Here is a 23692-nt window from a genome sequence, read left to right as displayed (position 1 = left end):
AGATATGACAAACGCGGCTACGTCTACCTCGGCACCGCCACCGCGGCAGCACTCACCATCTGGCTCCGAACATGATCGGCCGGACAAGTCCTAGTCGGCGCGGTACGGCTACAACCGATCCCGAGCCACCGGAGCACGGTTGCGGTCGAGTCCGATAGCGGCGATCACGGCGGCCCACGGCGGCGGATGGATGCCCGGCGGCGACAGGATGAGGGACATGGTGAACGATGACGCCGCTACGATCGCGCTCCTGCGTCGGCGCCACGATCGGTCAGGAGACGTCCACCGGTGCGGCGGTAAAAAAATCCGCCCGGCTCACCCGGCCCCATGCATGCATGATGACCGGATGAACCATAGCGACCAGCGCTTCCACGTCATCGTCTTGTCGAACTTCGCGAGGGGTTTCGACAAGTACGCGTTCGCCTACGGTAAGGCGGGAATTCCGGAGAGTACTTATCCCGACCGATTCCACCTGTTGACCCGTACGGAGTTGGGCATCGGCATCGGCAAGGCGCGACGTCTGCTGGACCGTCTGGCCATTCCGGGCGATCGGCTGCTGGTGCTGGAAACCGCGGTGGACCCCGACACATTGGTACCCAACGTGTCGACCGGCCTCGGCACGGAACTGCACGAGGCTCGCATCCGGTTGTCGGCGGTCCACGAACTCGACCAGACGGGCGACGAGTTCACCCTGCGTGCGACGACCGTCGAGGATGCGATGGCGGCATCCCTGCACCTGCACGGTTCGGCACTGCGTCGCTACGCCGACATACGACCGCGCTCGGTTTCGGTTCTGCCGGTCGCCTCCGCCTGCCAGGCCCGGTGTTCGTTCTGCTTCTCCTCGGCTTCGATCTCCAGCGATCAGGCGCCGGCGCGGGTCCCGTGGGACGCGGTCGAGCACTGGCTGGAGCGCGCCCGTACGGCGGGTGCCGAACGTGCGGTGATCACCGGCGGCGGCGAGCCCACGCTCATACCGCTCGAACAGCAGCTGCGACTGATATCCGCCTGCTCGGCGGCCTTCCCGAAGGTGGTCCTGATCACCAACGCACACACTCTGGCGAAGGGCCCGCACGCCGACCGGGCCGACCGTCTCGCGGCCCTGAACGCGGCGGGCCTGAGCGTGTTGGCGGTCTCCCGACACCATCAGGACGACACCGTCAACGAGCGGCTGATGATGCTGCGTACGCCGCTGAGTTCCGTGATCGACACCTGGCGCGGGGGACACGACCGTTGGCCGGGGCTGCGGATGAGGCTGATCTGCGTGCTCCAGCACGGCGGCGTCGCCGACGAGGCCGACGTCGCCGACTACCTTTCGTGGGCCGCGGCTCTCGGTATCGACGAGGTCTGCTTCAAGGAACTCTACGTATCCACCAGCACCGAGTCGCTCTACTTCGACCGCGCCGCCAACGTCTGGAGCCGAGAGCACCAGGTTTCGCTGTCCGTCGTCACCCGGTTCGCCGAGCGGCACGGCCTCGAACCGGCGAGCCGCCTGCCCTGGGGCGCGCCGGTCTACCACGGCAGCTGGGACGGACGGCCGATGCGGATCGCCGCGTACACCGAACCCAGCCTGCTCTGGGAACGCACCAACGGGATCGCACGCAGTTGGAACGTCATGGCCGACGGACGCTGCTACGCCTCCCTGGAAGACCGGGCCAGTGAGATCGTGGCGGAAGGTGCGACGGCATGAGGTTCGACGTGTTCCAGGACTTCCGGCAGCGGCAACTCCGCGCTTCCTCACCGCTGTTGGATGCCGCCGAGACCAACGTGTACCGGGCGCTCGCTCCGCTGCGACCGGAATCGCCGACCGACACGGGCAAGGTGCATCGGTGCGATCTCGCCCGTGCCTGGCTGCGGCGCTTCGAACTGCCGGAGGAGTGGTCCCGCCACGCCATGGTCTGTCGAGGGGTCCGGCACGGGCTCGGTGTGGTGTTCCACCGGCTGCGCGCCGTGCGGGCCCGGTTGTGGCTGCCCGGCGACGTGTATCCGGTCTACTTCGAGTTGGCCCGCGCCGCGGGGCTGGCGCCCGAGTCCTACCCGACGCTACCGGCGCCGGTTCTGCCGGAGTCGCCGGCGGACGACCGGCCCGAATACCTGCTGCTCGCCAACCCCAGCAAGCCGCTGGGTCGATACCTGTCCGATGCCGAGTGCGCGGCGGTGATCTCGTGGTTGCAGGTGTCACCGCGCCGCCGGCTGCTGATCGACAGCGTCTACGACCTGGGCGTCCCGTTCGCCGCCGGTACACGGCGGTTGTTGGACACCGGCCGTGCGGTCCTGCTGCATTCGGTCACCAAGGGATGGTTGTGGCCGCGGACGTTCGGCGTGGTCCTCCTGGGTTCGGCGCACGCCGAGTCGGCCGAGGCGGCCGAGGCGTTCCGGGCGGATCCGCCGACGCCGGCACAGTTGAGGCTCGCCGACCGTTTGCTGACCGAACACAGCGACGTACCCCGGCTCGTCGTCGACGAACTCGCCGCACGCGCCGAGCGGTTGTTCGAACGGCTGCCGGACGAGGTGCTCGGGGCGATTCCCCCGGCGAGCCGGACCTGTCCCGGCAACTACTTCTTCCCGGTCGACATGCCGGCGGAGACGCTTCGGCGCGAGTACGGCGTGCTCGCCGTGCCGGTCGGCGTCTTCGGGGAGAGCGCTTGGTCCGGCTCCGTCCTGACCAGCCTTGCGGACACCTTCGGCCCGACGCCGGCGGGGACACGTTGAAACCATCGGCGGACCCGGCCGTAGACGAGGATGCGGAGTTCGACCCCGACGCCCCGGTGCGGGTCCGCGCGGGACATGCACCGGGCGTCCGCTGATGTGCTCACGTGCGGGACCCGGTGCGGTGTGCACCCCCGCGCCTTGTGGGGCAAAGGATTTGCGACGTCGGTCCCAAGGATCGGCGTCGTCCCGAGCGCGCCGGTACCGTGGCATCGAACGCGGGCGGGGACCGTGCGGGGGCGGGGGCGGGGGCGGGCGTGGAAGTGGACGCGTGCGGGGCGGAGTTGCGTGGCCGATCGTGCCGCCCGTCGGGGCGACTGCCCGCCGAGGCACGGCGGTCGAACCGCGGTGGCGCCTACAGGCCGTACTCGATGGCGGTGGCGGCGATCGTGTGGGCGGACCCGTGCTCGATCGTCGTCGCTCTCGAAGAGGCGGTGGCGCAGGCCACGGCCACGACGACGGCGAGGATGGCGCACCCGATCCATCGACGAGGATTCATGACTGTCCTTCCGTTGCCGGCGGCACGATCACGTCGACACCGGGTGGGTATCGGCCGTGCCGCCTTCGAAAGAGCCCGTTCGAGGAGATGGTGCGCCGCCGGCGTCGGCGGTGGCCAACGATTCGACAGCTATCGACGCCTACCCCCTCGACGACCCGGAAGAGGTGTCATGATTCGCATCGACCTGTCGGCGGACGCCCTGGCGCGCAGCCGCTTCGCCATCTCGCCCGTCACCGTCACCGCCGACCTGCTCATGGCCCTGCACGAATACCCGGCCGGAGTCCCGCGCGGGATCCGGGAGCGGGCCGTGGCGACACTCACCGGAGGCGGGTTCGGGACGCTCGCCACGCTGGGGGCCCCGGGTGCGCACGGCTATTGTCCGGACTTCCTGCGTCCGCTGCCGGCGGCGCACATCGGTGACCTGGACGAGGAGTTACACGCGATCACCGCCACCGGAACCGATCGGATCCGGCATGAGATCGCCATCATCTCCGGAGGGAAAAAGTTACCGGGCAGGCTCGCCCGCGCGACGGAACAGGGCGAAGCGGACCTGATGCAGACCGCCGCGGATCAGCTCGCCCGGCTGTTCCGAATCGTCCTCGCGCCCGATTGGCCGCGCATCCGCGACCGCCTGGAGGCGGACATCGCCTCCCGGGCACGTGCGGCGGCAGGCGGGGGGCTCGTGGCCGCGATCGACAATCTCGACGCGTGTGTGGTCTGGAACGGCGGTGGGATCGACATCGGGTTGCGGTATCCGCATCCGCGTGGAGCCCGTCTCGCCGAGCCGCGCCTGATCTTCCAACCCTCACCGTGGTTCCATCGCACACGGTTCGCCATCGATCCGCCGGGATCTCCCGATCGGCGCAGCCCGATCATTCACTATCCGGCCAGGCCCGATCGGCGCACGGGGCGCGATCAGCGGGGCCGCAGGCCGGCCGCGACGGGACTCGGTGAGGTGATGGGGGAAACGCGTGCGCTGATCCTGGCCGAGACGACGGGTGGTGCCACGACCGCCGAGGTCGCCGCCCGGCTGGGCGTGGCGCGCTCGACCGCGTCGCATCACCTGCAACTGCTGTATCGCGCGGGGTTGGTCGATCGACGGCGCGACGGCAAGCACGTGGTGTACCGGCGGGAGAGGCTGACGGCGATCGACGAGTGACGGCCGAGGAGAGTGGGCCGGTGGACGACCGGCCTATCCGCCGAGGCGGTTCGTCGAAACGTCGAGCCAGGCGTATTCGCCGCCGCGGTCGATCGTGAGGCCGAAACGGTCGGCGGTCGGGCTGCCCGGCCTCGATCCACCAACGGTGGGCGGCCTCGAGTTCCTCCCACAGCCGCCTCAAACCGCTCTGATACACAACACTCTCCGGCGTCGCGTCCTCGGCGTCACATACGCCGGAGCACCGGGCGAAGAAGCCCTCCGACATCGGTGCCGGCCGCACGCGCCACAGGCCCATAGGCTGCGCGGACGCGGGTCCTCGGGCGTCCTCGTCGACCCCGGCCGGAGCAGGAGCGTGTGAGTTCGATGTGACTTTTCGCGCCGGGCGCGTTCTCGGACGCGCCCCGCGGCGCGTGGACGATGGGATGGGCTCATGAACGACGACGAGAATGTGCCGGTGCTCGATGTTCCGCACGAGACATGGTGGTTGGCACCGATGCTCACGTCGGTGATCGGTGTACCGCTCGTGGTCTGCGAGTTCGTCGCGCTCGTGGTTCGGGACGTCGGGGGCTTCCTGGAGTTCGTGATCTGGGCGGCCGCGGTCCTGTTCGTGATCGCCTGGACCCTGCCCCACACCCGCGCGAACCGGGGCATCCGCATGACCACGGCCGTCGGGGGCCTGGTTTGCGCACTCGCGCCGGCGTTGCTCGTGTCGGCAATGGGCGCTTCGCTGTGAACGGTGGGGATGCGCCGGTGAACGGCCGGCTCGATCCGGGTCTTCGGCACCTCGGGGCGGCGGTGCGGCTGCGGCTACCCTGCGGGAATGCCGTACGAACTCAGCGCCGTCGTCGGGAGTTTCGACCTGCTCAGGAACCGGACCGCCGGGATCGGGGAAGCGGTTGTCGCCCCGCTCCGCCGGTGGTTGGGGCTGATGCCCGTCACCGAACGACTCTTCGAGGAGCCGGTCGGCCCCACCGGTCGGGACGGCGCCGGGCCCGGTCGACCACGCACGGTGATGTCCGCGGCTCTTGAGCGGACCCTGGACCACTGGTCGCGCGGCGGGCCGATCGCCTGTGTGGAGGCGGACTTCCACGGAGGAGACGGATACCAGATTGCTGCGGTGTGGCGAAACGGCGCGAGGGTGTGGGGTCCGGTCCATACCCGGGACTTCACCGGTCCGCGGGAGGACTGGCCGATCAACGCCGCACTCGCCCTGCTCGATGTCGTTCCGGCCGGCATCGAGGGCGCGGACCACCATGATCTGTTCCTGGAGGTGGGGCTCGGTCGCGAGCAGGACACGCACGGCTGGCGGTCGGCGGGACGGGCCGCCCAATGGGCGACGACCTACGACGAGTGGCAGCGGGCGCGGTCGGCGGAGGATGAGAGAACGGCGCGCGCCGCAGCGGAGTTCGAGAAATCCAGGAGACTCCCGAACGTCCCGGTGGCTCTGGACGGCAAGGCGATCATGGCACTGCTCGGTATACCTCCGGGCCCACTGATCGGTGCCGCCACTCGCCATCTACAGGATCTGCATCTCGAACACGGCCCCCTGTCACGGGAAGAGGCCGCAACCCGGCTGCGAACCTGGGCCGCGAACCAGGACACGCAGCGGCGCGGCCGATGATCCGCCTCGGTTGATGTTCTCGGTCGGCTCCCCAACACGACGACGGGTTCTCACGCCCGATTCGCGATGGTCGGCTCCCTGTGCCGCAGCCATGCGAGCGCTTCGTCCCGCTCCGTACGGGGCGGCCCCATGAGCCACTCCTCGCGGGGGTCCCACACCCTGGTCGCCGCCCAGTCGAGCCCTCGGTGTACGGGCTCGGTATCGCCCGGGTTGGGCACCATGAGGGAGCCGATGCCCGTCTCCCAGGTCGTCCCGAACAGGGCGACGGTGCCGTCCAAGGAGAGCATCGCGAACTCCGGGCGTCCGGCACCCGAGCCGAGCAGGTGCTCGGGGTGGCCGCGCTCGCTCATGCCCAGGCGGATCGCGCAAGCGGCGCCCATCATGTCCCAGACGGACGCCCCCGGGACGTGGAGTGCGTCCAGGCGCCGGTTCTGGGTGCAGTCGGTGTACTCGTCCGTCTCGACGGTGGTCATGGCGTCGACGTAGGCGCGGCGCGCGACATCGCCCCCGATTGGGTCAATGTCATAGTTCGGAATGATTTGTCTGATGTGATCGTGCTTCGAGATTCGAGCACGAACCTTGGGAGAGATCATGCGTATTCGTACTGTCGTCGCGGCCGTCGTCCTGACCGGGATCACCGCGATCGTCGGGGCCGGCACCGCCCAGGCCGACGCCTTCGGCGGCCAGGAGTCCGCGACCGTCGTCGCGTTCGGCGAAGGTGGCCACGGTCAAGGCGAATTCTTCTTCGTCGGCGACGCCGACCGCGCCTTCGGCTTCGCGGGCTAGCCGAGCAACATCCCCGGGGCGGGCCTCGGTCCGCCCGAACGTCGCCCCGGGGCACCTCGACCTTGCGGCGGTACGGCGCACCCCCATCGCCGGGGGTGCGCCGTACCGCATCGGCCCATCCCCCGAGCCCGACGGGAACCGGCGAACATCGGTGCATTCGCCACGCGGCGTGTCGTGCGGGCCGTGCCCCGCAGCCGGCCCGTAAGCGGGTCGCGGACGGGCGCCGGTCGACACGACACCGGCGCCCGTCCGCGACCGGCTGGAGGCGAACTCGGTCAGACCGGAGCGTTCGGCCTCGACATCTTCGTGCAGTGCGCTTCGCCGGCCGTCGACAGGCACGGTGGCTCTCAACGCCATTCGATCAGGTAGCGGTTGCGTGATCCGGGCGGCAGGTCGACGACCTTGCGTGGGGTCGCTCCCGGGGCGAGGTCTTGTGAGTACAACGATTGCCGGTCGCCCTGGGTCGCGAGGAACGCGATGGAGGCGCCGTCGCGCGAGACCACCGGGTGAACGGGTTGGCGGTCGTTCGCCGGAAGCAGGTCACGTGTGGACGCGACGGCGGAGTAGTCGTCGGCGAAGGTCACCAAGGCCAGGTTGTCGGCAGTACGACAGATCAACCGGTGGTCGTCGAGCCACAGTTGCGGCCCGCACATCGGGGCGGGCTTGTCGCCGGGCAGATACGTCGTTCCCGGCGCATTGCTCCGGTCGAAGGCGCGCGCGGCCGACTCGGGTGCCTGCCCGGGTTGCAGAAAGGTCTCGTTGAATGTCGTGAACGCTGCGTACGTACCCGAGGGGTTGGCCGCGAAGCCGGACGAGCCGACAAAGGACGGCATCCAGTGGGTGTTCCCGGTCAGGACCAGACCGGAGCCCTGGCCCGGCCCGTGATCGGTGGTGGGCGCCGCAGCCGTCAGCGGCCGCGACATCACCTTGTGAGCGACCGCGTCGACGTACCAGAGGTCCCCGGTCCGGGGATGGATGAGCGCATCGCCCTCCCTGGGCGTGCGGCCGAAGCCTTCATCGGCGGGTGTCGGGCCGACCACCGCCCCGGTGGTCAGGTTCACTGCGCCGGCACGCGCGCCGGTTCCATTGCCCACGGGCAGCGCGACGGCGACGGTGGTCAGATCCCGATCGAACATCTGCCGCACCGACGAGGCGTTTCCGCCCGACCCGCACCCCCATGCCAATTCCGCCTTGTCGGGCAGAGGGACCTGGACTGCGGCCAATCGGCGACCGTCTCGCGCGGACCACGCCGACAGTTTGAATCCGGTTTCCGAACCCAACTCGCCGAGACCGCACTCGAACACGATCAACGCATCGGCGGTGGCCAGTTTCGCACCGTCCACGCCGCTGTCCTTGGCCGTGCCGCCGGGTGATGGGCCGGTCCGTTCCCCGGGGATCGCCGGCTTCCCGTGCGAATCCGAGTCGCCGGCGCAGCCTGCGACCGACACTGCCGCACCCAACACGGCGACGACCAACGACATCCTCGCGCGCGATAACCACGTCTGCATTCCGGAGAGCGTAGGGAAACGAACACCTTCCCGGCACCCAAACCCGAACGTTGCCGAGCACCGAGCGACCGCAGAGCCGGGCAGGCGGGGAGTCGGCAAACACGAAATGGCGGCCGGGTCCTCACCGGCGACCGGCTCACCGCCCCGCAGATCGCCGCGGAGCTCGGCGCGGCGGTCGGACGTCCCGTCCGGCACACCCGGATCCCGGTCGATGCCCTGTGGGCACACGCCCCTGCGGCCGCGAAGGTCTTCACCTGGGCGAACGCCACCTTCTACGACACCGACCTCGCCCCGCTGCGTCAAGCTCATCCGGGCATCATGGACTTCCGCTCCTGGCTCGACCGCTTCGGCAGGGCCGGCCTGCTGACACAGCCGGACGCCGGTGCAGGCCGACGCGACTGAGCAAACGGCGAGGGGGATGGGCGACGCCCGGCCGCCGCCCGAGGCCTCATGCCTCGACCGCGTCCAGCGCGGGGGCGATGACCGCGAAGGCCCGGGCGGTCAGTTCGGCGGGATCGGCGGTGCCGTCGCCGCTCCAGCGGTACAGCACGGTGTCGAATGCGGTGAGCGCCGTGCCCGCGGCCAGCCGGGGGTACAGCGTGGCGTCGGCGTCCAGACCCTGCCTGCGGGCGAGTTCGGCGGCCAGGTCGTCGCGCCAAGCGGCCTGCTGTTCGAGGAAACGCGCCCGCAGCGCGGGGGTGTCCAGGATCAGGCGCACGACGCGCAGCGCACGTTCGGCGTAGTCGTCGTGCCCGGCGCACGGGGCGAGGGCCGCCGCGACGGCGGCGTGCAGCGACACGGAAGGCGGTTCGTCGGCGGGGGCTTCGGCGAGCCGGGCGTGCATCGCGGTGCCCATGTCGGCGAAGAATCGGACGATGACGTCCTCTTTGGAGGCGAAGTAGCGGAAGAAGGTGCGCTTCGAGACGCCCGCGGCGGCGGCGATCTCGTCGACGGTGACCGCGTCGTACCCGTGTTCGGCGAGCAGGGTGAGGGCGGATCGGCTCAACTCGTCGGCGACGAGCAGGCGTTTGCGCTCGGCCAGGGTGGTCTCGGTTCGCTGGGTCACCCGCCGATCGTACCGTGATGCCATGCATGACGCATCAGGTCATGGTTGACACTGAGTGCCATCGAAGGCAGTGTGTGCCGCATGCCTTCGGAAGCACCACGCCGGCCGTGGACCGCCGACCTCATCCCCGACCAGACCGGCCGCGTCGCCGTCGTCACCGGCGCCAACAGCGGCCTCAGATTCGCCACGGCCAGGGCACTCGCCCGCCACGGCGCATACGTCGTCCTCGCGGTACGCGACCCGGACAGGGGCCGCCGCGCGGCGGACACGATCATCGCCGAGCACCCGGCCGCCTCCGTCGAGGTCCGCATCGTCGACCTGGCCGACCTGGACGCCGTCCGCGCGTTCGCCACGGCACTGCGCGCCGACCACTCGCGCATCGATCTCCTGGTGAACAACGCCGGGGTGATGGCACCGCCCCGGACGCTCACCAGCCAGGGCCACGAACTCCAGTTCGCCGTCCACCACTTGGGCCACTTCGCAGTCACCGGCCTGCTGCTCGGCGCACTCGCACGCGGACACGACCCGCGGGTGGTCACGGTCAGTTCCACCAACCACCGTCGAGGCCGCCTTTACTTCGACGACCCGACCGGCGAACGCTCCTACTCCCCCATGCGCTTCTACAACCAGGCCAAGTTCGCCAACGCCGTCTTCGGCCGGCAACTCCACCTGCGCCTGACCGCCGCGGCCGGCCCGGTCCGCAGCGTGCTCGCCCATCCCGGCTACACCGCCACCAACCTCCAGACGGCGGCGCCGTCGGGCCTGGTAAGGCTGCTGTACGGCCGGATCCTGGCCCCGCTGGCGCAGACCCCGGACCGAGGCGCGCTCCCGCTGCTGTACGCGGCCACCTCGCCCGATGTCCGCGGCGGCGACTTCATCGGCCCCGACGGCTTCGCCGAACTCCGCGGCGCACCGACCCGCGTACCCCTGGCCCGCGCGGCGTCGGACGCCGACACCGGACGCCGCCTGTGGCAGCTGTCGGAAGACCTGACCGGCGTCCGCTTCCCGATCCCGGAACCGTCCGATCACCCGGCCGCCTGAGCAGGGTCGGGCGTCGGCGCTGCTCCCCCACACGGGTTGAACCGGCGGGGACCGACCGCCGCCGCCCGGCCCGCAGGTCCCGGACGCTACGGCAGCGGCTCGTGGTTGACCCAGACGACCTTGTACGGATGGCGGCCCTGCCAGCGCTTGATGAGCTCGACGGCCCCCGGCATCGCGAAGGTCGCGTTCAGGGCGTCGAGGTCGGTCAGGCGCAGTTGCAGGATGGCACTAGCGATGGCCACCGGGGCGTGGTCGTCACCCGGGACGCGGATGTGCTGCCGGGCCGCGAACGACTCGACCAAACCGGATCCGGTCACAAGCTCCTCGAACTCCTCCAGGTATTGGTCCAGCTCACTCGCGGGAATCGGATCGTCGAAGGCCACGATCATCGTGTGGTGAATCATGCCCCCAGCGAACAGGCATTCTTCACGCCCGTCCAAGATCCATTTGTTCTCGTTCAATGCCTGAGGGGAATAGATCCCGGGCGATAGTCTTTCGGCATGGCCGAGCTGGAGACCCGCGAGCTGGAGTACTTCGTCGCAGTGGCCGAGGAACTGCACTTCGGTCGTGCCGCGACCCGCCTGGCGATCGCGCAGCCGGCCCTGTCCAAGGCGATCCGGCGCCTGGAATCCCGGCTCGGAGTGCAGCTGCTGGAGCGCTCCAGCAGGCACGTCGCCCTCACCCTCGCCGGCGAAGCGCTTCTGCACCATGGCCGGCACGCCCTCAACGCCGTCGGCGCGGCTGCCGAGAAGGCTCGCCGGGCCGGCGACCGGCATGCCCACCTGCGCCTGGTGATCAAACCCGGCGGTGACGCGAACCTCCTGTCCGGCATCCTGGCCGCCTACGCCGGCCGGCCCGATGCCCGCCAGGTGGACATCCTCTTCGGCGGGGCCACCGACCGCGCCGATCACGTCCGCGACGGCCGCGCCGATGTCGCCCTGCTGTACGCGCCGTTCGACGACCTGACCGGCCTGGACCACGAAACCCTGACGGTCGAAGGACGTGTCGCGATCCTGCCGCCGGACCACCGGCTCGCCACGCGCTCGCAGGTCACTCTCGCCGACCTCGCCCAGGAAACACTGCCGCGCTGGAAAGGCGTGCGCTGGACCGGAGCACCCGAGGCCGGACAGGGCCCCGAGGTCACGGACGCGGCGGAAGCCCTGCACATGATCAGACTGGGCCGCACCATCGCAATCCTGCCCCACTCCCTGGCCCAACCCATGCACCCCGACCTGGTCTACCGGCCCGTGACCGATGCCCCCGGCAGCGAACTCGTCCTCGCCTGGTCGCAGAACGACCGCCGCCACCTCGTCGCCTCCTTCGTCGCCGCCGCTGTGGATGCCGCAGGGAGGGCGTGAGGACGCACCCGCCCCTCCTCGCGCCCCGAACCGAACCCACCGGCCCCGAGCGTGCGTACGCGGTCGAGGCCTCTCCCCTACCCCGCCCCACGAAAGGCGCGCGAGAGCGACACGGACACTTCGTTGCCTGCCGCCCGACGGGCCTGCGTCGGAGAGGTCGGATACGGTCCGGCGCATGGCCGATACCGAACCGACCACGCTGCTCCGCGTCCTGAACGGCAAGCGCAGGCACGTCCTGGGCATCCTGGAGGGCCTGGACGAAGAGGCGCCGCGGCGTCCCGTACTCCCGTCCGGCTGGACGTGTCTGGGACTGGTGCACCATCTGGCCATCGAGGAGATCCTCGGCTCCGAGGACGCGTGGCGGCCCGCCCCCGAGAAGACGGCCGAGGAGATCTTCGCCCTCTACCGCCGGGAAGGCGAACTCGCGGACACCTTCCTGGCCGGCGCCGACCTGGACGCGGCCCCGAGATGGTGGCCGCACTTCTTCGCCGACTGGCGATACGACAACCTCCGCGAGATCGTCCTGCACGTGATCACCGAGACCGCCACCCACGCCGGCCACCTGGACGCCGACCTGCCTCGGTGGGCGGAATACAAGAGGCAATTGGAGGTCGAGGATCAGGCCCACGAGTCGTGGTGACCCGGGGACGGGACCTCTCGCACGTGGGGCCCATCCGCGCCGGCGCGGTACACGTTCCGGACCGGCCCGGCGCGATCTTTCCCGCCGTGGGGTCCGGAGCCGTTGACCTCCTGGTTCCCGTCGGCCTTGCCGCTGCTCGCCGCGCAGCATGTCCGGATGTCGTGGCCCACTCCGTCCGCTCAGGAGAAGTCCGCGGCGGTGATGCCGGTGGGGTGGCCGGGGGGCCACTCCACCAGTTCGATGCGGTAGCCGTCCGGGTCGGTGAGCCACGATGTCTTCGGGCCGCGAGGGCCGCCCGGGTACTGGACCGGTCCCGGCTCCAGGCCGGCGTCGGTCAGCCGCTCCAGGGTGGCGGCCAGTGTGTCGACCTGGATCGCGAGGTGGTCGAAACCGGTGCCAACGTCGACGGGTCCGCCGTCGGGGCGGTGGACCAGTTCGAGCGAGGCCGCCGGTTCGCCGGGGAAGGCGAGGATCGCGAGGTGACCCGCGTCGCCGGCTTGGACCCTGCCCAGTTCGACGTAGCCCAGCGCGGTGTAGAAGCCGAGCGAGTGGTCCAGGTCGGTGACACGGTAGGAAACGAAGAGCGTCTTCACGCGGCCTCCTCGGATCGGCGCACCCGATAGCGCAGGTGCGTGACGTCTCGATCGTCCAGTCGTCGAACGAGGTCGAGTTCGATGCGATCACCGCCCAGGTGTTCGAACAGCCGTCGGCCGTCCCCGAGGAGCACCGGACCAGATGGATCACCGGGTCCGAGCTCCTGACCCGGTCGATCGTCCGGACCGGCGATATAGCCGTCGAGCGACATCGACATGTATAGCCGAATCGGGTTGCTCCGCGGGCGAGGCGTGGGCGGCGAGGAGGTGGTTGATGCGGCTGGTCGCGATCGCGCTGAACACGGCCGGGCCGAGCGCCGAACCGAGCTGGAAGGAGGTGGTGATCAGGGCTGCGGCCAATCCGGCCTGGTCCTCCGGCACTCCAGATCCGTGCGGATGGTCGGCAGCGCGACGTTCACGATCGAGCCGTCCAGGACGTCCGGGAACGTCACGGCGCACAGCAGCGCCGGCGTGACCTTGCCGCGCCCGGTCGCCAGGAGCGACCCCGGCGGCGGCGTCGACCCGGTTGTGGTGTCGCTCATGACGCGGCGGCTTCCAGCACGGGGCCGACCTCGACCCCGCCGCCGACCCGCATCACGGGGCAGCCCTGGGCCGGCGCCGGCGCGGAGTCAATGTCCTCGGCGGACACCACCGAGTAGGCGATCATCCGGGAGCCGTTGCCGCCGACTTCGCCGAGCGAGGGGAACGCGCCGATCCGGACGCCCTGATCGACCTGCTCGTCACCGACGACGCTTCTTCGCCGCCGTCACCTTCCGCCCCGGCCGCAACTACCGCGTGGTACCCACCCGCGCCAACGGGCAGCCGGCCTTCGGCGTGTACGCGGCAGACCCCCACGCCGGCGTCCACCGCGCCTACGCCCTCCTGGTCGTCACCACCGCCGGCGACCACATCGCCGCCATCACCGGCTTCACCGCCAACGTCATGACGCGCTTCGGACTCCCCCGAACCCTCCCCGAACCGGATTGACGGACTTACGGCGCCGCGCTGTTGCCGGCGTTCCCCTCCTCGCCCGAGATCGGCCGGGATCGGCCGGGATCAGCCGGGATCGACCGGGACCTGACGGGCCGATGCGGCGCGGCCCGTCAGGCGCGTGTGCTCAGCCGGTCGGGAGCGGGTGGTCGACCCGGGTATCGACGACGCCGGCCGGTACGCCCGGCGGGCGCCGCGTGCCGGACAGGATCGGGTCGAACCCGGTCTCGCCGTAGAGGTAGCGGCGGAAGAACGCCGAGGCGTACGCGGTCGTGAGGGTGCGTTGCGTGGGCTCGGTCAACGACACCTCGTCCAGGTTGCGGTCGTCCTGGGAGAGGCACGTACCCGGCTTGCTGCCCGGTACCGCGTCGTCCTGCGCACTGACCTGGCCGCTGCTCGGCGACCACTGGGTGTTGAAGAAGGCGTGATTGGCCCCGTGTACGGTGAATTTGTGGATCGGGACGGTGTTCCGTCCGGCGTTCCACTCGAAGTAGTTGCCGCCGCGCACCGCGTCGCACGTCCCCCACATCACCGCGAACGGGACGTGGGTGACCGGCTCGTTGTCCCAGTTGCTGGTCGGCGCCAGGGCGAACACGCCCTTCACCGTCACCCCCGCCGGCCAGTCGCCCCGGCGGAGGTCGGCGGCCTGCTGCATGACCCCGCCGCCGCCCATGGAGTGGCCCACCGTACCGACGTTCGCCATGTCCACGCGTCCGCGGAAGTCGACCCGGCGGGGTCTGCCGTCGCGCGGATCGGTGAAGTGGTGCGCGAGTTCGCCGCCGCCGGTCGCGGACAGCTGCTGCCACATGGCCAGATGCCGATTGAGCAGAGCGGCTCGGGCGTGGTACACCGTGGGCGCCTGCCCGAACGACGTCGCGTTGATGCCGTTGGTACCGATCGACACCACCACGAAGCCCTGCGCGGCCAAGTCCCGGGCGAGGTAGTCGTATCCGTTCTTGCTGGAGATTTGTTCGATGCCGGGCGCACAGGGCCAACCGCGCAACTTGTCGCCGGCGATGTCGGCCAACTTCTGCTGCCGCTCGGCCTCGACGGTGTCGCCGGCCGCCATGGCCGCGTCCCTGGCCTTGAGCGCCGCCGCGAGGTCGACGGAGGCCGGGCGGTCGGCGCAGGTGTCCCACAGGCCGTGCTGGACCACCACGAGCGGGAAGCGCCCGCGTGCCAGGTCGGTCGGGTAATGGACCACCCCGGCAAGCTCGTTCGCCCCCTCGTACTGGCCCGCCTCGACCGGCGGCGGCACGAAGGCCCGGTCGCCGAGGTTGTACCGCACCGACGCGACCCGGTGCGAGCCGGCTTGGACCCCGCCCGTCGCCTCCGCCGCCTCGGCCGGCGCCGGCACCACGAGCAGCGCCGCAACGGCCGCCGCGGCCAGGCACGTTCGGGCCCAGCCACTTCCGATCGCTGCTCGCCGGAAGTCCCGAATCCCCATGTATGCCTCCATGTCTTCGCGCACCGGGCGTCTCGACGACTCCGGTGATCTCAAAGGCATACGTGAATGGGAAGCGAAGGGTTGCAGCGGAGATCCGGGACGCCCTCGGCGTGCCGCTTCGGGGTGGTGGGCTCAGCAGCGGCGGGTGGAGCTCACCTGGTCCCGCTGCGGCGACTGCAGGTTGATGGTCTGGCCGTCGAGGATGTTGAGGATCTTGTTCCTGTACCCGGCGTCGCGGAACAGGCACCAGTCGTCCTTGGTGTTGTTCCGGACCGACCAAACGTGGTCGTTGAGCCCGCCGGACAGGACACTCAGGTCGGAGGCGCCGTCCTCGAGTTCGTAGTGCGGGCCGGTTCCGTTCGCTCCGTAGTAGATGCAGAACTTCCCGTCACCACACGGCCAAGCCGTGCTCGCCGTCGCCGGGGAGGCGGCGATCGCGACGGCTCCGACCAGCAATGCGGCGGCCGTTGCGGCGCGCGTCCTGGAGGTCATGGTGGCACTTCCTTTCACGCGGACGGGAATCCCCGAAGGCGCCGACGAAATCCCCTTCGGTCCCGACCGCCTACCCGCGACGTCGGTGGCCCGGGGCGGCCGACGTGAGGATCGTATGCATCCGCGTTCGATTCCGAGCGAGGCCGAGCCCACGATCACCCGAAAGGATGCTCGTGGATCGCCGGGAGCGTCGCACGAGTGGTGGATCCGGGCCCGCCGCGCTCTGTCGCGGGTGCGGTGTCTCGTTCAGAGGCGGGCGATGACCTCGGCCGACGTCATGGGCAGCGAGAACATGGGGTAGTCGTAGGTGATCGCGTTCTCGTGCTCCTCCTGGGACGTGGCGGCGACGCAGTCCGACAGGGTGATGACGCGGAAGCCGTTCTCGTACCCGGTGCGCATCGTCGACTCGACACAGCAGTTGGTGAGGAAGCCACCGAGAATGATCGTCTCGATCCCCTTGCTCCGCAGGATGAAGTCGAGGTTCGTGCTCGCGAAGGTGTCCAGGCCGCGTTTGCCCTCGATGACGATGTCCCCTTCGGCCGGCGCGAGTTCGTCCACGATCGCGGCCCCCCAGGTGTTCTTGACGAAGGCCGAGCCGTCCACGACTCCCTTGAGGATGCCGTACGGGTGACGGGACAGTTCGCCGTAGCCGGCGGCGAAGGTGATGGGTGCGTGCATGATGGTGACGCCTGCGGCGCGGGCGGCCTCGACCAGGGCCACGGTGTTCGCGAGCATGCCGGTCTTCGCCATCACCGCGGCGACGGCGCCGTTGAGGGCCCCGCCCTCGCTGGTGAAGTCGTTCTGGTACTCGATCAGGACGAGCGCGGTCTTCGCCGGATCGAGGCGGAGGGTCTCGGACATGGCGGCTCCTTCGTGGCCTGGACCGTCAACGGCACCGGCCAGTCTGCCGGACACGGACGCGGATCACCGGCACAACGACAACCTCGGCGATGGGCCGGTCGGGTGGCGTTCGGGCGACTCACCGATCCGGGTCCGCCGTGACCGTGCCGAGGCGCGATCCGAATCCTGTGGAGTTCGGCGGCCCGCGGATGTCGAGAACGTGTCATCGGCTCCGTCCCGGGAACATCAGCAGCCCGGCCGGCACCGGCCGCGCGAGAGACAAGGGAGACATCGGCATGGCGATTCAGCGGATGGACAACGTCGGCATCGTCGTCGAGGACATGGACGCCGCCATCGCGTTCTTCGTGGAACTCGGTATGGAACTGGAGGGCAGGGGCGAGGTCGAGGGCGGGTTCGCCGACCGCTGTACCGGACTCGACGGCGTCCACTGCGCCATCGCGATGCTCCGGACCCCGGACGGGCACAGCCGGCTCGAACTGGCGAAGTACCACAGCCCCGAGCCGATCAGCGCCGGGCCGCGCAACCGACCGCACAACATCCTGGGCACGCACCGCGTCATGTACGCCGTCGACGACCTCGAGGACACCGTTGCCCGCCTGCGCCCCCACGGCGCCGAGCTCGTCGGCGAGATCGCCCGATTCGAGAACAGCTACCTGCTCTGCTACGTCCGCGGCCCCGAGGGCATCATCGTCGGATTGGCCGAACAACTCCACTGAACACCCGGACCCGAATCACGCAGCCGATCTTCGAGCGTCGGGAGTCACGATGCCGAGTTCGCATCCGACGTGTGGAATTCCGCAAATGGCCGTGCCACCGATGGATGCGGGCCGCCCGTGTCGTGGCGAGGACCGCCGAGGCGGTCGGTGGCGCGGCCGATGCGAGCCCGCACCCGGTCAGCGGCGGCCGGTGGTCAGGACGACCAGGAACTGGCCGCCTCCCGCCTCGACGTCGGCGGTCACCGGCAGGCCCGGTACCAGGCGGGAGAACCGGTCCACCAGCCAGTCCGCCGCCTCTCGGGCGTCGCGCTCGGTCGGACAGCGGCCCACGATCTCGCGGCCCCCCTTGCGCTCCAGCCTCGCCGCGACGGCGATCAACGGCGCGGGTTCCACCACGTACAGGCGCTCCGGCCAGGCGATGGCCACCTTGACCGCACCCTTGCGGCTGTTGCACCCGCGGTGCGCGAGTCGCTCGGTGACCTTGGCCTTCCGATCGGTGGTCCGGCTGTCGACGCTGGGCCCCTGCGGGTCGTTCACCGATTTGTCGGGATCGACCGGTTCGTCGCACACCCAGCAGCGCCAACCGTCGCGCTGGGCCACGTCATCAAGAAGACTCATTCGAGCAAACTAGCCTGCCCAGCGGCCATCCCGGCACACCAGGACCTCGGCAGAGCCTCGGAGGCGGACCCCGACACCCGATTCGGTCAATCCCGCGGCGCGGTTTCGGGAGCGACGTCCTCCGGCAGCAGTGGGCGCATGAACGTGCGCTCGTAGCGCACGACGCAACCGCTCTCGTCGCGAATGCGGTCCGCCGCCACGAAGTCGGGGTCCACGCCGAACAGTTCGCGATAGCGCTCGTAGGCGGCCAGGCCGGGGAAGCTGAACAGGGCCAGAGCCCGGTCGCTCGCCCCCTCGGCGGGCAGGAAGTAGCCGTGATGGGTCCCGCCGTGACGACCCACCAGTTCCATCCAACAACGCCCGAAGCGTTCGAACGCCTCGATCTTGCCGGGATCGATCGTGTAGTGGACGACGCAAGTGATCATCTGCGTACTGTTCCCCGCCTCGGGGATTCCATCACGGCCCGTACCGGATCATTCCGGAGCCGATCCGCCGCAGACGACGAGCGACGCCCGCACCTCGGCGAGTGTTCGTCGTGCGAGTTCGCCGAAGGTGTCGTCGTTGGCCGGGTCCGCCCAGCGCTCGTAGGCGATCTTCCAGGCGGGTGCGCCCAGTTCGGCGGCCACGCGGGCGGTCGGGTCGGGCACGCCGAGCGGATCGCCACGATCGCCGCAGGGCCCAGGGAAGCGGGTGGTGGAACCCGCGACGGTGTGGAGCCGTTCCAGGTTGCGCGACAGGGTGCGGCGGCTGATGCCGAGCAGTTCGGCGATGGTCTCGTCGGTGACGCCGCTGCCGCGTGCGGTTCACGCCTCGTGGGCCGGATGCGGCGCCTGGTCCGGGAGCAGAATGCCGGGACGGCGCACCGGTTGGGCCGTCCGCGCATACGTACGCACCCGACGAACGCGCGTCGTGGCGGCCCGATCGGGCGTCGCGGCGGGATGGGTCGCCGCCGCGACGCGGCCTTCGGGGTGAGGGGACCGGTCCGACGCGACGCGGCCTGCGCCGAGGCGGCGCCGGGAACTGCGACCAACGCACACGCCGCGGCCAGGGCGGCGCTCGCGACCCTGCCGTGTATTCGTGTCAACACCATTGCTCCAAGGGGGAGTTCGATGCGCGTCCAGGCGACGCGGATCGGTTCTACTGCCCCACACGCCCCGTCGGTGGCCGGCTCCCGCCACTGGCGGCACCGGGCCACGGCGGCGGCGATCCGTCCGGAGCGGTGGCCGCCGGCACGGAACCCTATTCCAGTACTAGAATAGTGCCCATGGACCGAGGCATGACCGCTGCCGAGCTCACGTTGCTCGGCCTGCTGGTGGAGCAACCCAGGCACGGCTACGAGCTGGAGGAGGTGATCTCCGAGCGCGGCATGCGCGAATGGACGGAGATCGGCTTCAGCTCCATCTACTACGTGCTGACCAAACTTCGAGAGCGGGGCCTGATCACCCAGACCGACCCGACCCGATCCGCGGGGGCCAAGACGCGCAAGGTCTACACCGCGACGCCCGAAGGGCACCGAGCGTGCGCCGCCGCGGCCGAGGAGGCGATCGCGGAGCTGCATCCGGTGTTCCCGCGCATCCTGGTGGGCCTGGCCAACGCCCCGGCCATCGACCGGGAGCGCCTGCTCGCCGCTCTCGATCGGCGTTCCCGCGCACTCGCCGAACGCATCGAACACGTCGGCCGCGCCGCCACCGCGGACCGGCATGCCCCGGACTTCGTCCGCGCGATCTTCGACCACGCCCTCGGGCAGCTGTCGGCCGAGGCCGAGTGGCTGTCCGACTACCGAGCCTCGCTCGACACACCACCCCACGAACAGGAAGGTGCGGCACGGATGACCCCGTACGACGTGAAGCGCGAGCACAAGGCGCTGTACGCGCCCAAGAACACCACGTGGGCCATCGTCGACGTCCCCGAGCAGCAGTTCATCGCCGTCGACGGCGCCGGGGATCCGAACACCTCATCCGCGTACGCCGACGCGGTCGCGGCCCTGTACTCGGTCGCCTACACCCTGAAGTTCGCCGCCAAGCGCACGGACGCCGGCGACTTCGTCGTCGCTCCACTGGAGGGCCTGTGGTGGGCGGACCGGCCGGAAGTGTTCACCACCCGCGCCAAGGACAGCTGGAACTGGACGATGCTCATCGCCATGCCCCCCTGGATCACGAAGAAGATGATCGAGCAGGCCAAGGAGACGGCCCTCGCCAAGAAGAAGCTGCCCACGATCTCCGAGGTACGACACCTGACTCTGCACGAAGGACCCAGCGCCCAGGTGCTGCACATCGGCCCCTACGACGACGAGGGGCCCATCCTGCACGAACTCCACCACACCTACTTCGAAGCAAACGGCCTGCGGCACGGAGGTCTGCACCACGAGATCTATCTCAGCGACCCACGCAAGACCGCCCCGGAGAAGATGAAGACGGTCCTGCGCCAGCCGGTCCGACCCAAGGACCGATAACCGTTGCCGTTGCCGGTACTTCGGCGAGACGCGGCGGCCCTCGCCGAGCCGAGCGCACGCGGCGACCACGCTCGCGTGATCGGGATCTTCGTTGACTCGCGAGCGGCTGTCGTGATCTTGTCGAAGTGTCCGCACACAGAGCAGGGCAGCCGCTCTCGACACCGCCTCAGCCGACGGGCCGGCGGTGTCGCGTGCCGCCGGAACCATCCGAGAGTGAGCAGCAGTGCAGGAAGTGACCCCCCACGACGTCGACGTCGAGCGCATGACCGAGGCCCTCGACGACATCAGGCGGCGCACCTTCGGCCGTTGGCACTGGATGGAGTACGGCGGCATGTCCATGGGCGACTTGGCGCTGATGCGTGACGAACTTCTCGACCACGCCGCCGCCCGACTGGCCGGCGACTCCTCGATCGACGAGACGCTGCGCAATGTGCTGCGGACCGCGGCGGAGTGCTCGCTCGGTCTGCTCAGCGTGGGCTGCTTCCCCGATGGCGACCAGGAGATCCTCCTCCCGCTCATCGACGAGCGGTTCAGCACCGAGAACAAGGCTTTCGGAGGCATCGTCGAGAACGCGCCCACGGCTTCCCTGTGGGTCGAGACCTTCGAGTTGTGCCTGATCAGCGGACTCCTGTGGGAGTGGCGGCGGGTGATCGGCCTCCTGCTGCGCGAGGATTACGCGCCCGCGATCCGCGACGGCGTGCCGTACTCGAAGTTCGACTCGGTGTCGCATCCGGCAGACCGCGCGCAGATGGACGCGCTGGCCTGCTACCTGGCCACGTCGCCGGATCAGCGCCCCCACGACTGGCCGACCGTAACGCTGCGCAAGCCCGACGCCGCCGAGCGCGCGGCGGCGGCCCGCCGACTGGACGCGGCCGGCACGCTCACGCCCGACCAGCACCTGCTCCGCCGTCTCCTCGACGACGACCGGCAAGCCTTTGAGCAGGCACTGGTGGCCCGCCTGCACAGGCACCGCGAAGACGCTCCGGACGACCCTGCCCCCAGGACCCTGCTCCCCCACGGCACTCTCGCCATCGCCGCACTCGCGGTTCAGGTACACGGCTGGCAACTCGACGTCCACTCCGGATACTTGCCACAGATACTCCTGGGCTCCACCGATGCCCTGTCACAGGCAGCCACCGGCGAGAACACCCTCGGCAACTCGTAGGCTGCGCCGAACGCGTTCCGACCCCGATCTCGACGCCGGGGTCGGAACGCGCATGTCCGGAGCGGACGGGCAGTCCCCCGCGTTCAGGGCCGCGACGACCGGTGACCCCTGTGCGGATCACCGCCGAACGCACCGGTCGCTGCGGATCAGATCAGCCGCAGGTACAGGGAGACGCTGTTGCCGGACGCGTTCCAGGCGAACGTCTTCTTGTTGCCCTTGGGACAGGCGTTGGCACTGTTGACCGCCACCGAGCCGACGCTGCCGTAGACCTCGGCGCACTTTCCGTCGGCCTTGGTGTCCTTCACGTAGCCGTCGACGTAGACCCGGCTACCCGAACACCAAACGGTCCAGTGGGCCTCGGCGCCGTTGATGTAGACGTTCTTCGTCTCCGGGCAACGGCCCAGGACGCTCACCTCTCCGGACGGCGCGGCGGGCGCCGCCGAGGCGACGGCCGTCCCCGAGCATGCCGCGAACGCCGCCACCGCGACGAGCCCTGTGATCATGCGTCGTTTCATGGTGTTGTCTCCCGTCTGTCATTGGTTGTGCAATGGCAGGACGACGCTATCCAGGGGGTCGGCCGAGCGCGTCAAACGTGGGGTGTATCCGTCCCCACCACGGTTGTTCCACATCCACGCGTCGACATACCGCCGTCGTGCCGGCCGACGCGGATCGGACCTCGATCGCCGGGTCCGGCCGGCGGGGCCACGCGCTACGGGCGGCGTCCGGCCGTAGACGAGAGGGAAGGCCCGGACGCCCCCGAAGGCGGTGACGGCCAGGCAGGCGCGGTCGGTGAGCGGTACGCCGGCTCGCAGCAAACCCCGTACCGCGCGGCCCAGTTCCGCCTGCGCCTCGCGTGCGGGCAGCAGTTCACCGAAGAAGACCGATCCACCGGCGTGGTACTCCGGATCCCGCAGCAGTGTCTGCGCCGGAGCGGTATCGCGGACGCACCAGCCGCCCCAGGGAAGCCGCAGGCGGATCCCGTACCCCATTCTCATCCCCCACCTTCGGCGACCCTTCGCGCCCAACCGCCGAGCCGAAATCCGCCCCGCCAACCGATCTGACCAACCAGGTGGTTCCGTACTTTGTCCGTCTGCGAGAGTTGACCCCTTGCGGCGGTGTCGGGCGGGACGCCGCACGCATGCACACACGCACACGCACACGCACAAGGGAGTCGACGTGATACCGACCGAGGCGGACCTCACCGAAGCCGTGTACCGGGCCGCCGGTGCCGCCGTCTCGGACCTGTTCCGGGAATACCCGGAACACGACTTCTACTACTGCGCGTTGGTCACGCCGGGCGAGGCCTTCGGGCCGTCGCTGTCGGCCTGGTCGACCCAGGCCCTGGCCGCCGCGTCGGGCGGATCCGCGACCGAGGCCGACATGTTGCGGTGGTCCTACGCGGACTCGCCCTTCTGCACCTACGGGGAGCGCCACCTCGCCCCGATCCGAAGCCTGTTCGACGCCCGACCGCAGGTCTTCGAACTCCCCGACGACGAGGCGGAGGCCGAGTTCGAACTGCGGCTGCGCGCGATGGTCGCGGCCATGGCCCGCCTCGACGCGGAAGGACTCTTCGGCCACGGTGAACAACGCCTGTCCCTCGTCGCCGTCGTCGAGGTCCCCGGCGACGAGGGCGAAAACGCCGCCCGCGCCTCCGCCCTGAACCCTCCGGCGGCCGCCGCCGCATACGTGGCCGAGAACTCGCCCGCATCACCGCTCTGAAGCTCCCGGCCCTTCTCCTGCCGGAGCGAAACGACGGCCCGCGAAGTCGTCGGAGGTGGTACGACGGCCGTGCGACGTGGGGTCCTTCGTCGCGCCCACCGGGTCGAATGGCCCTGCCCGTAGCCGGTGGCCGGGAGCAGAGTCGGGCAGGTGAGCCTGCGAAGAAAGACGGCCTTGCCGGCCGTTTGCCGCAGGACAATCCCACAGATCGGTGAACGACCGTGCCCCACACGCCCCCGGCCCCGACCTCGTCGG

31 protein-coding genes are annotated in these 23692 nt (G+C 70.0%); 14 read left to right on the top strand and 17 right to left on the bottom strand.

Annotated features, from left to right (window positions below; all coding sequences use genetic code 11):
* The first annotated feature begins 346 nt into the window (after positions 1 to 346).
* The gene (locus ACH4XV_RS47290) at positions 347 to 1687 is read left to right on the top strand and encodes a radical SAM protein (protein WP_395800636.1); all 1341 of its coding nucleotides are present in this window, start codon (positions 347 to 349) and stop codon (positions 1685 to 1687) included.
* Complete coding sequence (locus ACH4XV_RS47285) at positions 1684 to 2709, top strand: aminotransferase class I/II-fold pyridoxal phosphate-dependent enzyme (protein WP_395800634.1); 1026 nt, start codon at positions 1684 to 1686, stop codon at positions 2707 to 2709. Before ACH4XV_RS47290 ends, ACH4XV_RS47285 begins: the two co-directional genes overlap by 4 nt.
* A 352-nt stretch (positions 2710 to 3061) precedes the next feature.
* Here ACH4XV_RS47285 and ACH4XV_RS47280 read toward each other — a convergent pair whose 3' ends face one another.
* Positions 3062 to 3205, bottom strand: coding sequence for a hypothetical protein (locus tag ACH4XV_RS47280; RefSeq protein WP_395800632.1), 144 nt, complete (start codon positions 3203 to 3205; stop codon positions 3062 to 3064).
* A 169-nt stretch (positions 3206 to 3374) separates the two neighbouring features.
* Here ACH4XV_RS47280 and ACH4XV_RS47275 point away from each other — a divergent pair, with 169 nt between their 5' ends.
* The 3 genes from ACH4XV_RS47275 to ACH4XV_RS47265 all read left to right on the top strand — a co-directional run bounded on the left by ACH4XV_RS47275 (position 3375) and on the right by ACH4XV_RS47265 (position 5985).
* Positions 3375 to 4364, top strand: coding sequence for an ArsR/SmtB family transcription factor (locus ACH4XV_RS47275; protein ID WP_395800630.1), 990 nt, complete (start codon positions 3375 to 3377; stop codon positions 4362 to 4364).
* A 430-nt stretch (positions 4365 to 4794) separates the two neighbouring features.
* Positions 4795 to 5097: a hypothetical protein gene (locus tag ACH4XV_RS47270; RefSeq protein WP_395800628.1), complete on the top strand. Its 303-nt coding sequence runs from the start codon at positions 4795 to 4797 to the stop codon at positions 5095 to 5097.
* Positions 5098 to 5184: 87 nt separating this feature from the next.
* The gene (locus tag ACH4XV_RS47265) at positions 5185 to 5985 is read left to right on the top strand and encodes a hypothetical protein (protein WP_395800626.1); all 801 of its coding nucleotides are present in this window, start codon (positions 5185 to 5187) and stop codon (positions 5983 to 5985) included.
* 50 nt (positions 5986 to 6035) lie between these two features.
* On the opposite strand, the gene ACH4XV_RS47260 is transcribed toward ACH4XV_RS47265, so the two are convergent.
* Positions 6036 to 6458: a hypothetical protein gene (locus ACH4XV_RS47260; RefSeq protein WP_395800624.1), complete on the bottom strand. Its 423-nt coding sequence runs from the start codon at positions 6456 to 6458 to the stop codon at positions 6036 to 6038.
* A gap of 118 nt (positions 6459 to 6576) precedes the next feature.
* Here ACH4XV_RS47260 and ACH4XV_RS47255 point away from each other — a divergent pair, with 118 nt between their 5' ends.
* The gene (locus ACH4XV_RS47255) at positions 6577 to 6771 is read left to right on the top strand and encodes a hypothetical protein (RefSeq protein ID WP_395800622.1); all 195 of its coding nucleotides are present in this window, start codon (positions 6577 to 6579) and stop codon (positions 6769 to 6771) included.
* Positions 6772 to 7118: 347 nt separating this feature from the next.
* Here the strand turns inward: ACH4XV_RS47255 and ACH4XV_RS47250 are convergent, their stop codons facing one another.
* Both ACH4XV_RS47250 and ACH4XV_RS47245 read right to left on the bottom strand, forming a co-directional pair.
* Positions 7119 to 8588: a hypothetical protein gene (locus ACH4XV_RS47250; protein WP_395800620.1), complete on the bottom strand. Its 1470-nt coding sequence runs from the start codon at positions 8586 to 8588 to the stop codon at positions 7119 to 7121.
* Positions 8589 to 8727: 139 nt separating this feature from the next.
* Positions 8728 to 9369 (bottom strand): TetR family transcriptional regulator, encoded by a 642-nt coding sequence (locus ACH4XV_RS47245; RefSeq protein ID WP_395800618.1) that lies wholly within the window; start codon positions 9367 to 9369, stop codon positions 8728 to 8730.
* A gap of 57 nt (positions 9370 to 9426) precedes the next feature.
* Between ACH4XV_RS47245 and ACH4XV_RS47240 the strand changes: the two genes are divergently transcribed.
* Positions 9427 to 10386, top strand: a complete 960-nt coding sequence (locus ACH4XV_RS47240) for an oxidoreductase (RefSeq protein WP_395800616.1) — start codon at positions 9427 to 9429, stop codon at positions 10384 to 10386.
* 86 nt (positions 10387 to 10472) lie between these two features.
* Here ACH4XV_RS47240 and ACH4XV_RS47235 read toward each other — a convergent pair whose 3' ends face one another.
* Positions 10473 to 10790 carry a hypothetical protein gene (locus ACH4XV_RS47235; RefSeq protein WP_395800614.1) on the bottom strand — a complete coding sequence of 106 codons (318 nt, stop codon included), beginning with the start codon at positions 10788 to 10790 and terminating at the stop codon, positions 10473 to 10475.
* 96 nt (positions 10791 to 10886) lie between these two features.
* Here ACH4XV_RS47235 and ACH4XV_RS47230 point away from each other — a divergent pair, with 96 nt between their 5' ends.
* Positions 10887 to 11744, top strand: coding sequence for a LysR family transcriptional regulator (locus tag ACH4XV_RS47230; protein WP_395800612.1), 858 nt, complete (start codon positions 10887 to 10889; stop codon positions 11742 to 11744).
* Between the two features lie 175 nt (positions 11745 to 11919).
* A complete protein-coding gene (locus ACH4XV_RS47225; RefSeq protein ID WP_395800610.1) occupies positions 11920 to 12384 on the top strand; it encodes a DUF664 domain-containing protein in 465 nt (154 codons plus the stop codon).
* A gap of 179 nt (positions 12385 to 12563) precedes the next feature.
* Here the strand turns inward: ACH4XV_RS47225 and ACH4XV_RS47220 are convergent, their stop codons facing one another.
* From ACH4XV_RS47220 to ACH4XV_RS47205, 4 genes are all read right to left on the bottom strand, one after another.
* Complete coding sequence (locus ACH4XV_RS47220; RefSeq protein WP_395800608.1) at positions 12564 to 12977, bottom strand: VOC family protein; 414 nt, start codon at positions 12975 to 12977, stop codon at positions 12564 to 12566.
* Complete coding sequence (locus ACH4XV_RS47215) at positions 12974 to 13195, bottom strand: hypothetical protein (protein WP_395800606.1); 222 nt, start codon at positions 13193 to 13195, stop codon at positions 12974 to 12976. The genes ACH4XV_RS47220 and ACH4XV_RS47215 overlap by 4 nt, the downstream gene beginning before the upstream one ends.
* A gap of 126 nt (positions 13196 to 13321) precedes the next feature.
* Positions 13322 to 13519 (bottom strand): hypothetical protein, encoded by a 198-nt coding sequence (locus ACH4XV_RS47210; RefSeq protein WP_395800604.1) that lies wholly within the window; start codon positions 13517 to 13519, stop codon positions 13322 to 13324.
* Entirely contained in the window at positions 13516 to 13644 is a 129-nt protein-coding gene (locus ACH4XV_RS47205; RefSeq protein WP_395800603.1) for a hypothetical protein, read from the bottom strand. The genes ACH4XV_RS47210 and ACH4XV_RS47205 overlap by 4 nt, the downstream gene beginning before the upstream one ends.
* A gap of 128 nt (positions 13645 to 13772) precedes the next feature.
* Here ACH4XV_RS47205 and ACH4XV_RS47200 point away from each other — a divergent pair, with 128 nt between their 5' ends.
* On the top strand, positions 13773 to 13964 hold the full coding sequence (locus tag ACH4XV_RS47200; RefSeq protein WP_395800601.1) for a hypothetical protein: 192 nt from the start codon (positions 13773 to 13775) through the stop codon (positions 13962 to 13964).
* A 130-nt stretch (positions 13965 to 14094) separates the two neighbouring features.
* Here the strand turns inward: ACH4XV_RS47200 and ACH4XV_RS47195 are convergent, their stop codons facing one another.
* The 3 genes from ACH4XV_RS47195 to ACH4XV_RS47185 all read right to left on the bottom strand — a co-directional run bounded on the left by ACH4XV_RS47195 (position 14095) and on the right by ACH4XV_RS47185 (position 16767).
* Complete coding sequence (locus tag ACH4XV_RS47195) at positions 14095 to 15414, bottom strand: alpha/beta hydrolase (protein WP_395800599.1); 1320 nt, start codon at positions 15412 to 15414, stop codon at positions 14095 to 14097.
* Positions 15415 to 15546: 132 nt separating this feature from the next.
* Positions 15547 to 15906, bottom strand: a complete 360-nt coding sequence (locus ACH4XV_RS47190) for a peptidase inhibitor family I36 protein (RefSeq protein WP_395800597.1) — start codon at positions 15904 to 15906, stop codon at positions 15547 to 15549.
* Between the two features lie 246 nt (positions 15907 to 16152).
* Positions 16153 to 16767, bottom strand: coding sequence for a cysteine hydrolase (locus ACH4XV_RS47185; RefSeq protein WP_395800595.1), 615 nt, complete (start codon positions 16765 to 16767; stop codon positions 16153 to 16155).
* A 275-nt stretch (positions 16768 to 17042) separates the two neighbouring features.
* Here ACH4XV_RS47185 and ACH4XV_RS47180 point away from each other — a divergent pair, with 275 nt between their 5' ends.
* A complete protein-coding gene (locus ACH4XV_RS47180; RefSeq protein WP_395800593.1) occupies positions 17043 to 17483 on the top strand; it encodes a VOC family protein in 441 nt (146 codons plus the stop codon).
* Positions 17484 to 17660: 177 nt separating this feature from the next.
* Here the strand turns inward: ACH4XV_RS47180 and ACH4XV_RS47175 are convergent, their stop codons facing one another.
* The 3 genes from ACH4XV_RS47175 to ACH4XV_RS47165 all read right to left on the bottom strand — a co-directional run bounded on the left by ACH4XV_RS47175 (position 17661) and on the right by ACH4XV_RS47165 (position 18748).
* On the bottom strand, positions 17661 to 18101 hold the full coding sequence (locus ACH4XV_RS47175) for a hypothetical protein (protein WP_395800591.1): 441 nt from the start codon (positions 18099 to 18101) through the stop codon (positions 17661 to 17663).
* Positions 18102 to 18187: 86 nt separating this feature from the next.
* Positions 18188 to 18526, bottom strand: coding sequence for an NIPSNAP family protein (locus ACH4XV_RS47170; protein ID WP_395800589.1), 339 nt, complete (start codon positions 18524 to 18526; stop codon positions 18188 to 18190).
* Positions 18527 to 18574: 48 nt separating this feature from the next.
* Positions 18575 to 18748: a hypothetical protein gene (locus ACH4XV_RS47165; protein ID WP_395800587.1), complete on the bottom strand. Its 174-nt coding sequence runs from the start codon at positions 18746 to 18748 to the stop codon at positions 18575 to 18577.
* Between the two features lie 629 nt (positions 18749 to 19377).
* On the opposite strand from ACH4XV_RS47165, the gene ACH4XV_RS47160 reads away from it, so the two are divergent.
* Positions 19378 to 20553, top strand: coding sequence for a GyrI-like domain-containing protein (locus ACH4XV_RS47160; RefSeq protein ID WP_395800585.1), 1176 nt, complete (start codon positions 19378 to 19380; stop codon positions 20551 to 20553).
* A 223-nt stretch (positions 20554 to 20776) separates the two neighbouring features.
* Positions 20777 to 21718, top strand: a complete 942-nt coding sequence (locus tag ACH4XV_RS47155; protein WP_395800583.1) for an immunity 49 family protein — start codon at positions 20777 to 20779, stop codon at positions 21716 to 21718.
* A 146-nt stretch (positions 21719 to 21864) separates the two neighbouring features.
* Here ACH4XV_RS47155 and ACH4XV_RS47150 read toward each other — a convergent pair whose 3' ends face one another.
* A complete protein-coding gene (locus ACH4XV_RS47150) occupies positions 21865 to 22221 on the bottom strand; it encodes a hypothetical protein (RefSeq protein ID WP_395800581.1) in 357 nt (118 codons plus the stop codon).
* A gap of 30 nt (positions 22222 to 22251) precedes the next feature.
* The gene (locus tag ACH4XV_RS47145; protein WP_395800579.1) at positions 22252 to 22707 is read right to left on the bottom strand and encodes a hypothetical protein; all 456 of its coding nucleotides are present in this window, start codon (positions 22705 to 22707) and stop codon (positions 22252 to 22254) included.
* A 187-nt stretch (positions 22708 to 22894) separates the two neighbouring features.
* On the opposite strand from ACH4XV_RS47145, the gene ACH4XV_RS47140 reads away from it, so the two are divergent.
* On the top strand, positions 22895 to 23437 hold the full coding sequence (locus ACH4XV_RS47140; protein ID WP_395800577.1) for a DUF4303 domain-containing protein: 543 nt from the start codon (positions 22895 to 22897) through the stop codon (positions 23435 to 23437).
* The last annotated feature ends 255 nt before the right edge of the window (positions 23438 to 23692 follow it).

The organism is Embleya sp. NPDC020630, assembly GCF_044334985.1.
In the GTDB taxonomy this organism is placed as follows: domain Bacteria; phylum Actinomycetota; class Actinomycetes; order Streptomycetales; family Streptomycetaceae; genus Embleya.
This window is presented reverse-complemented; position numbering and strand designations above follow the sequence as displayed.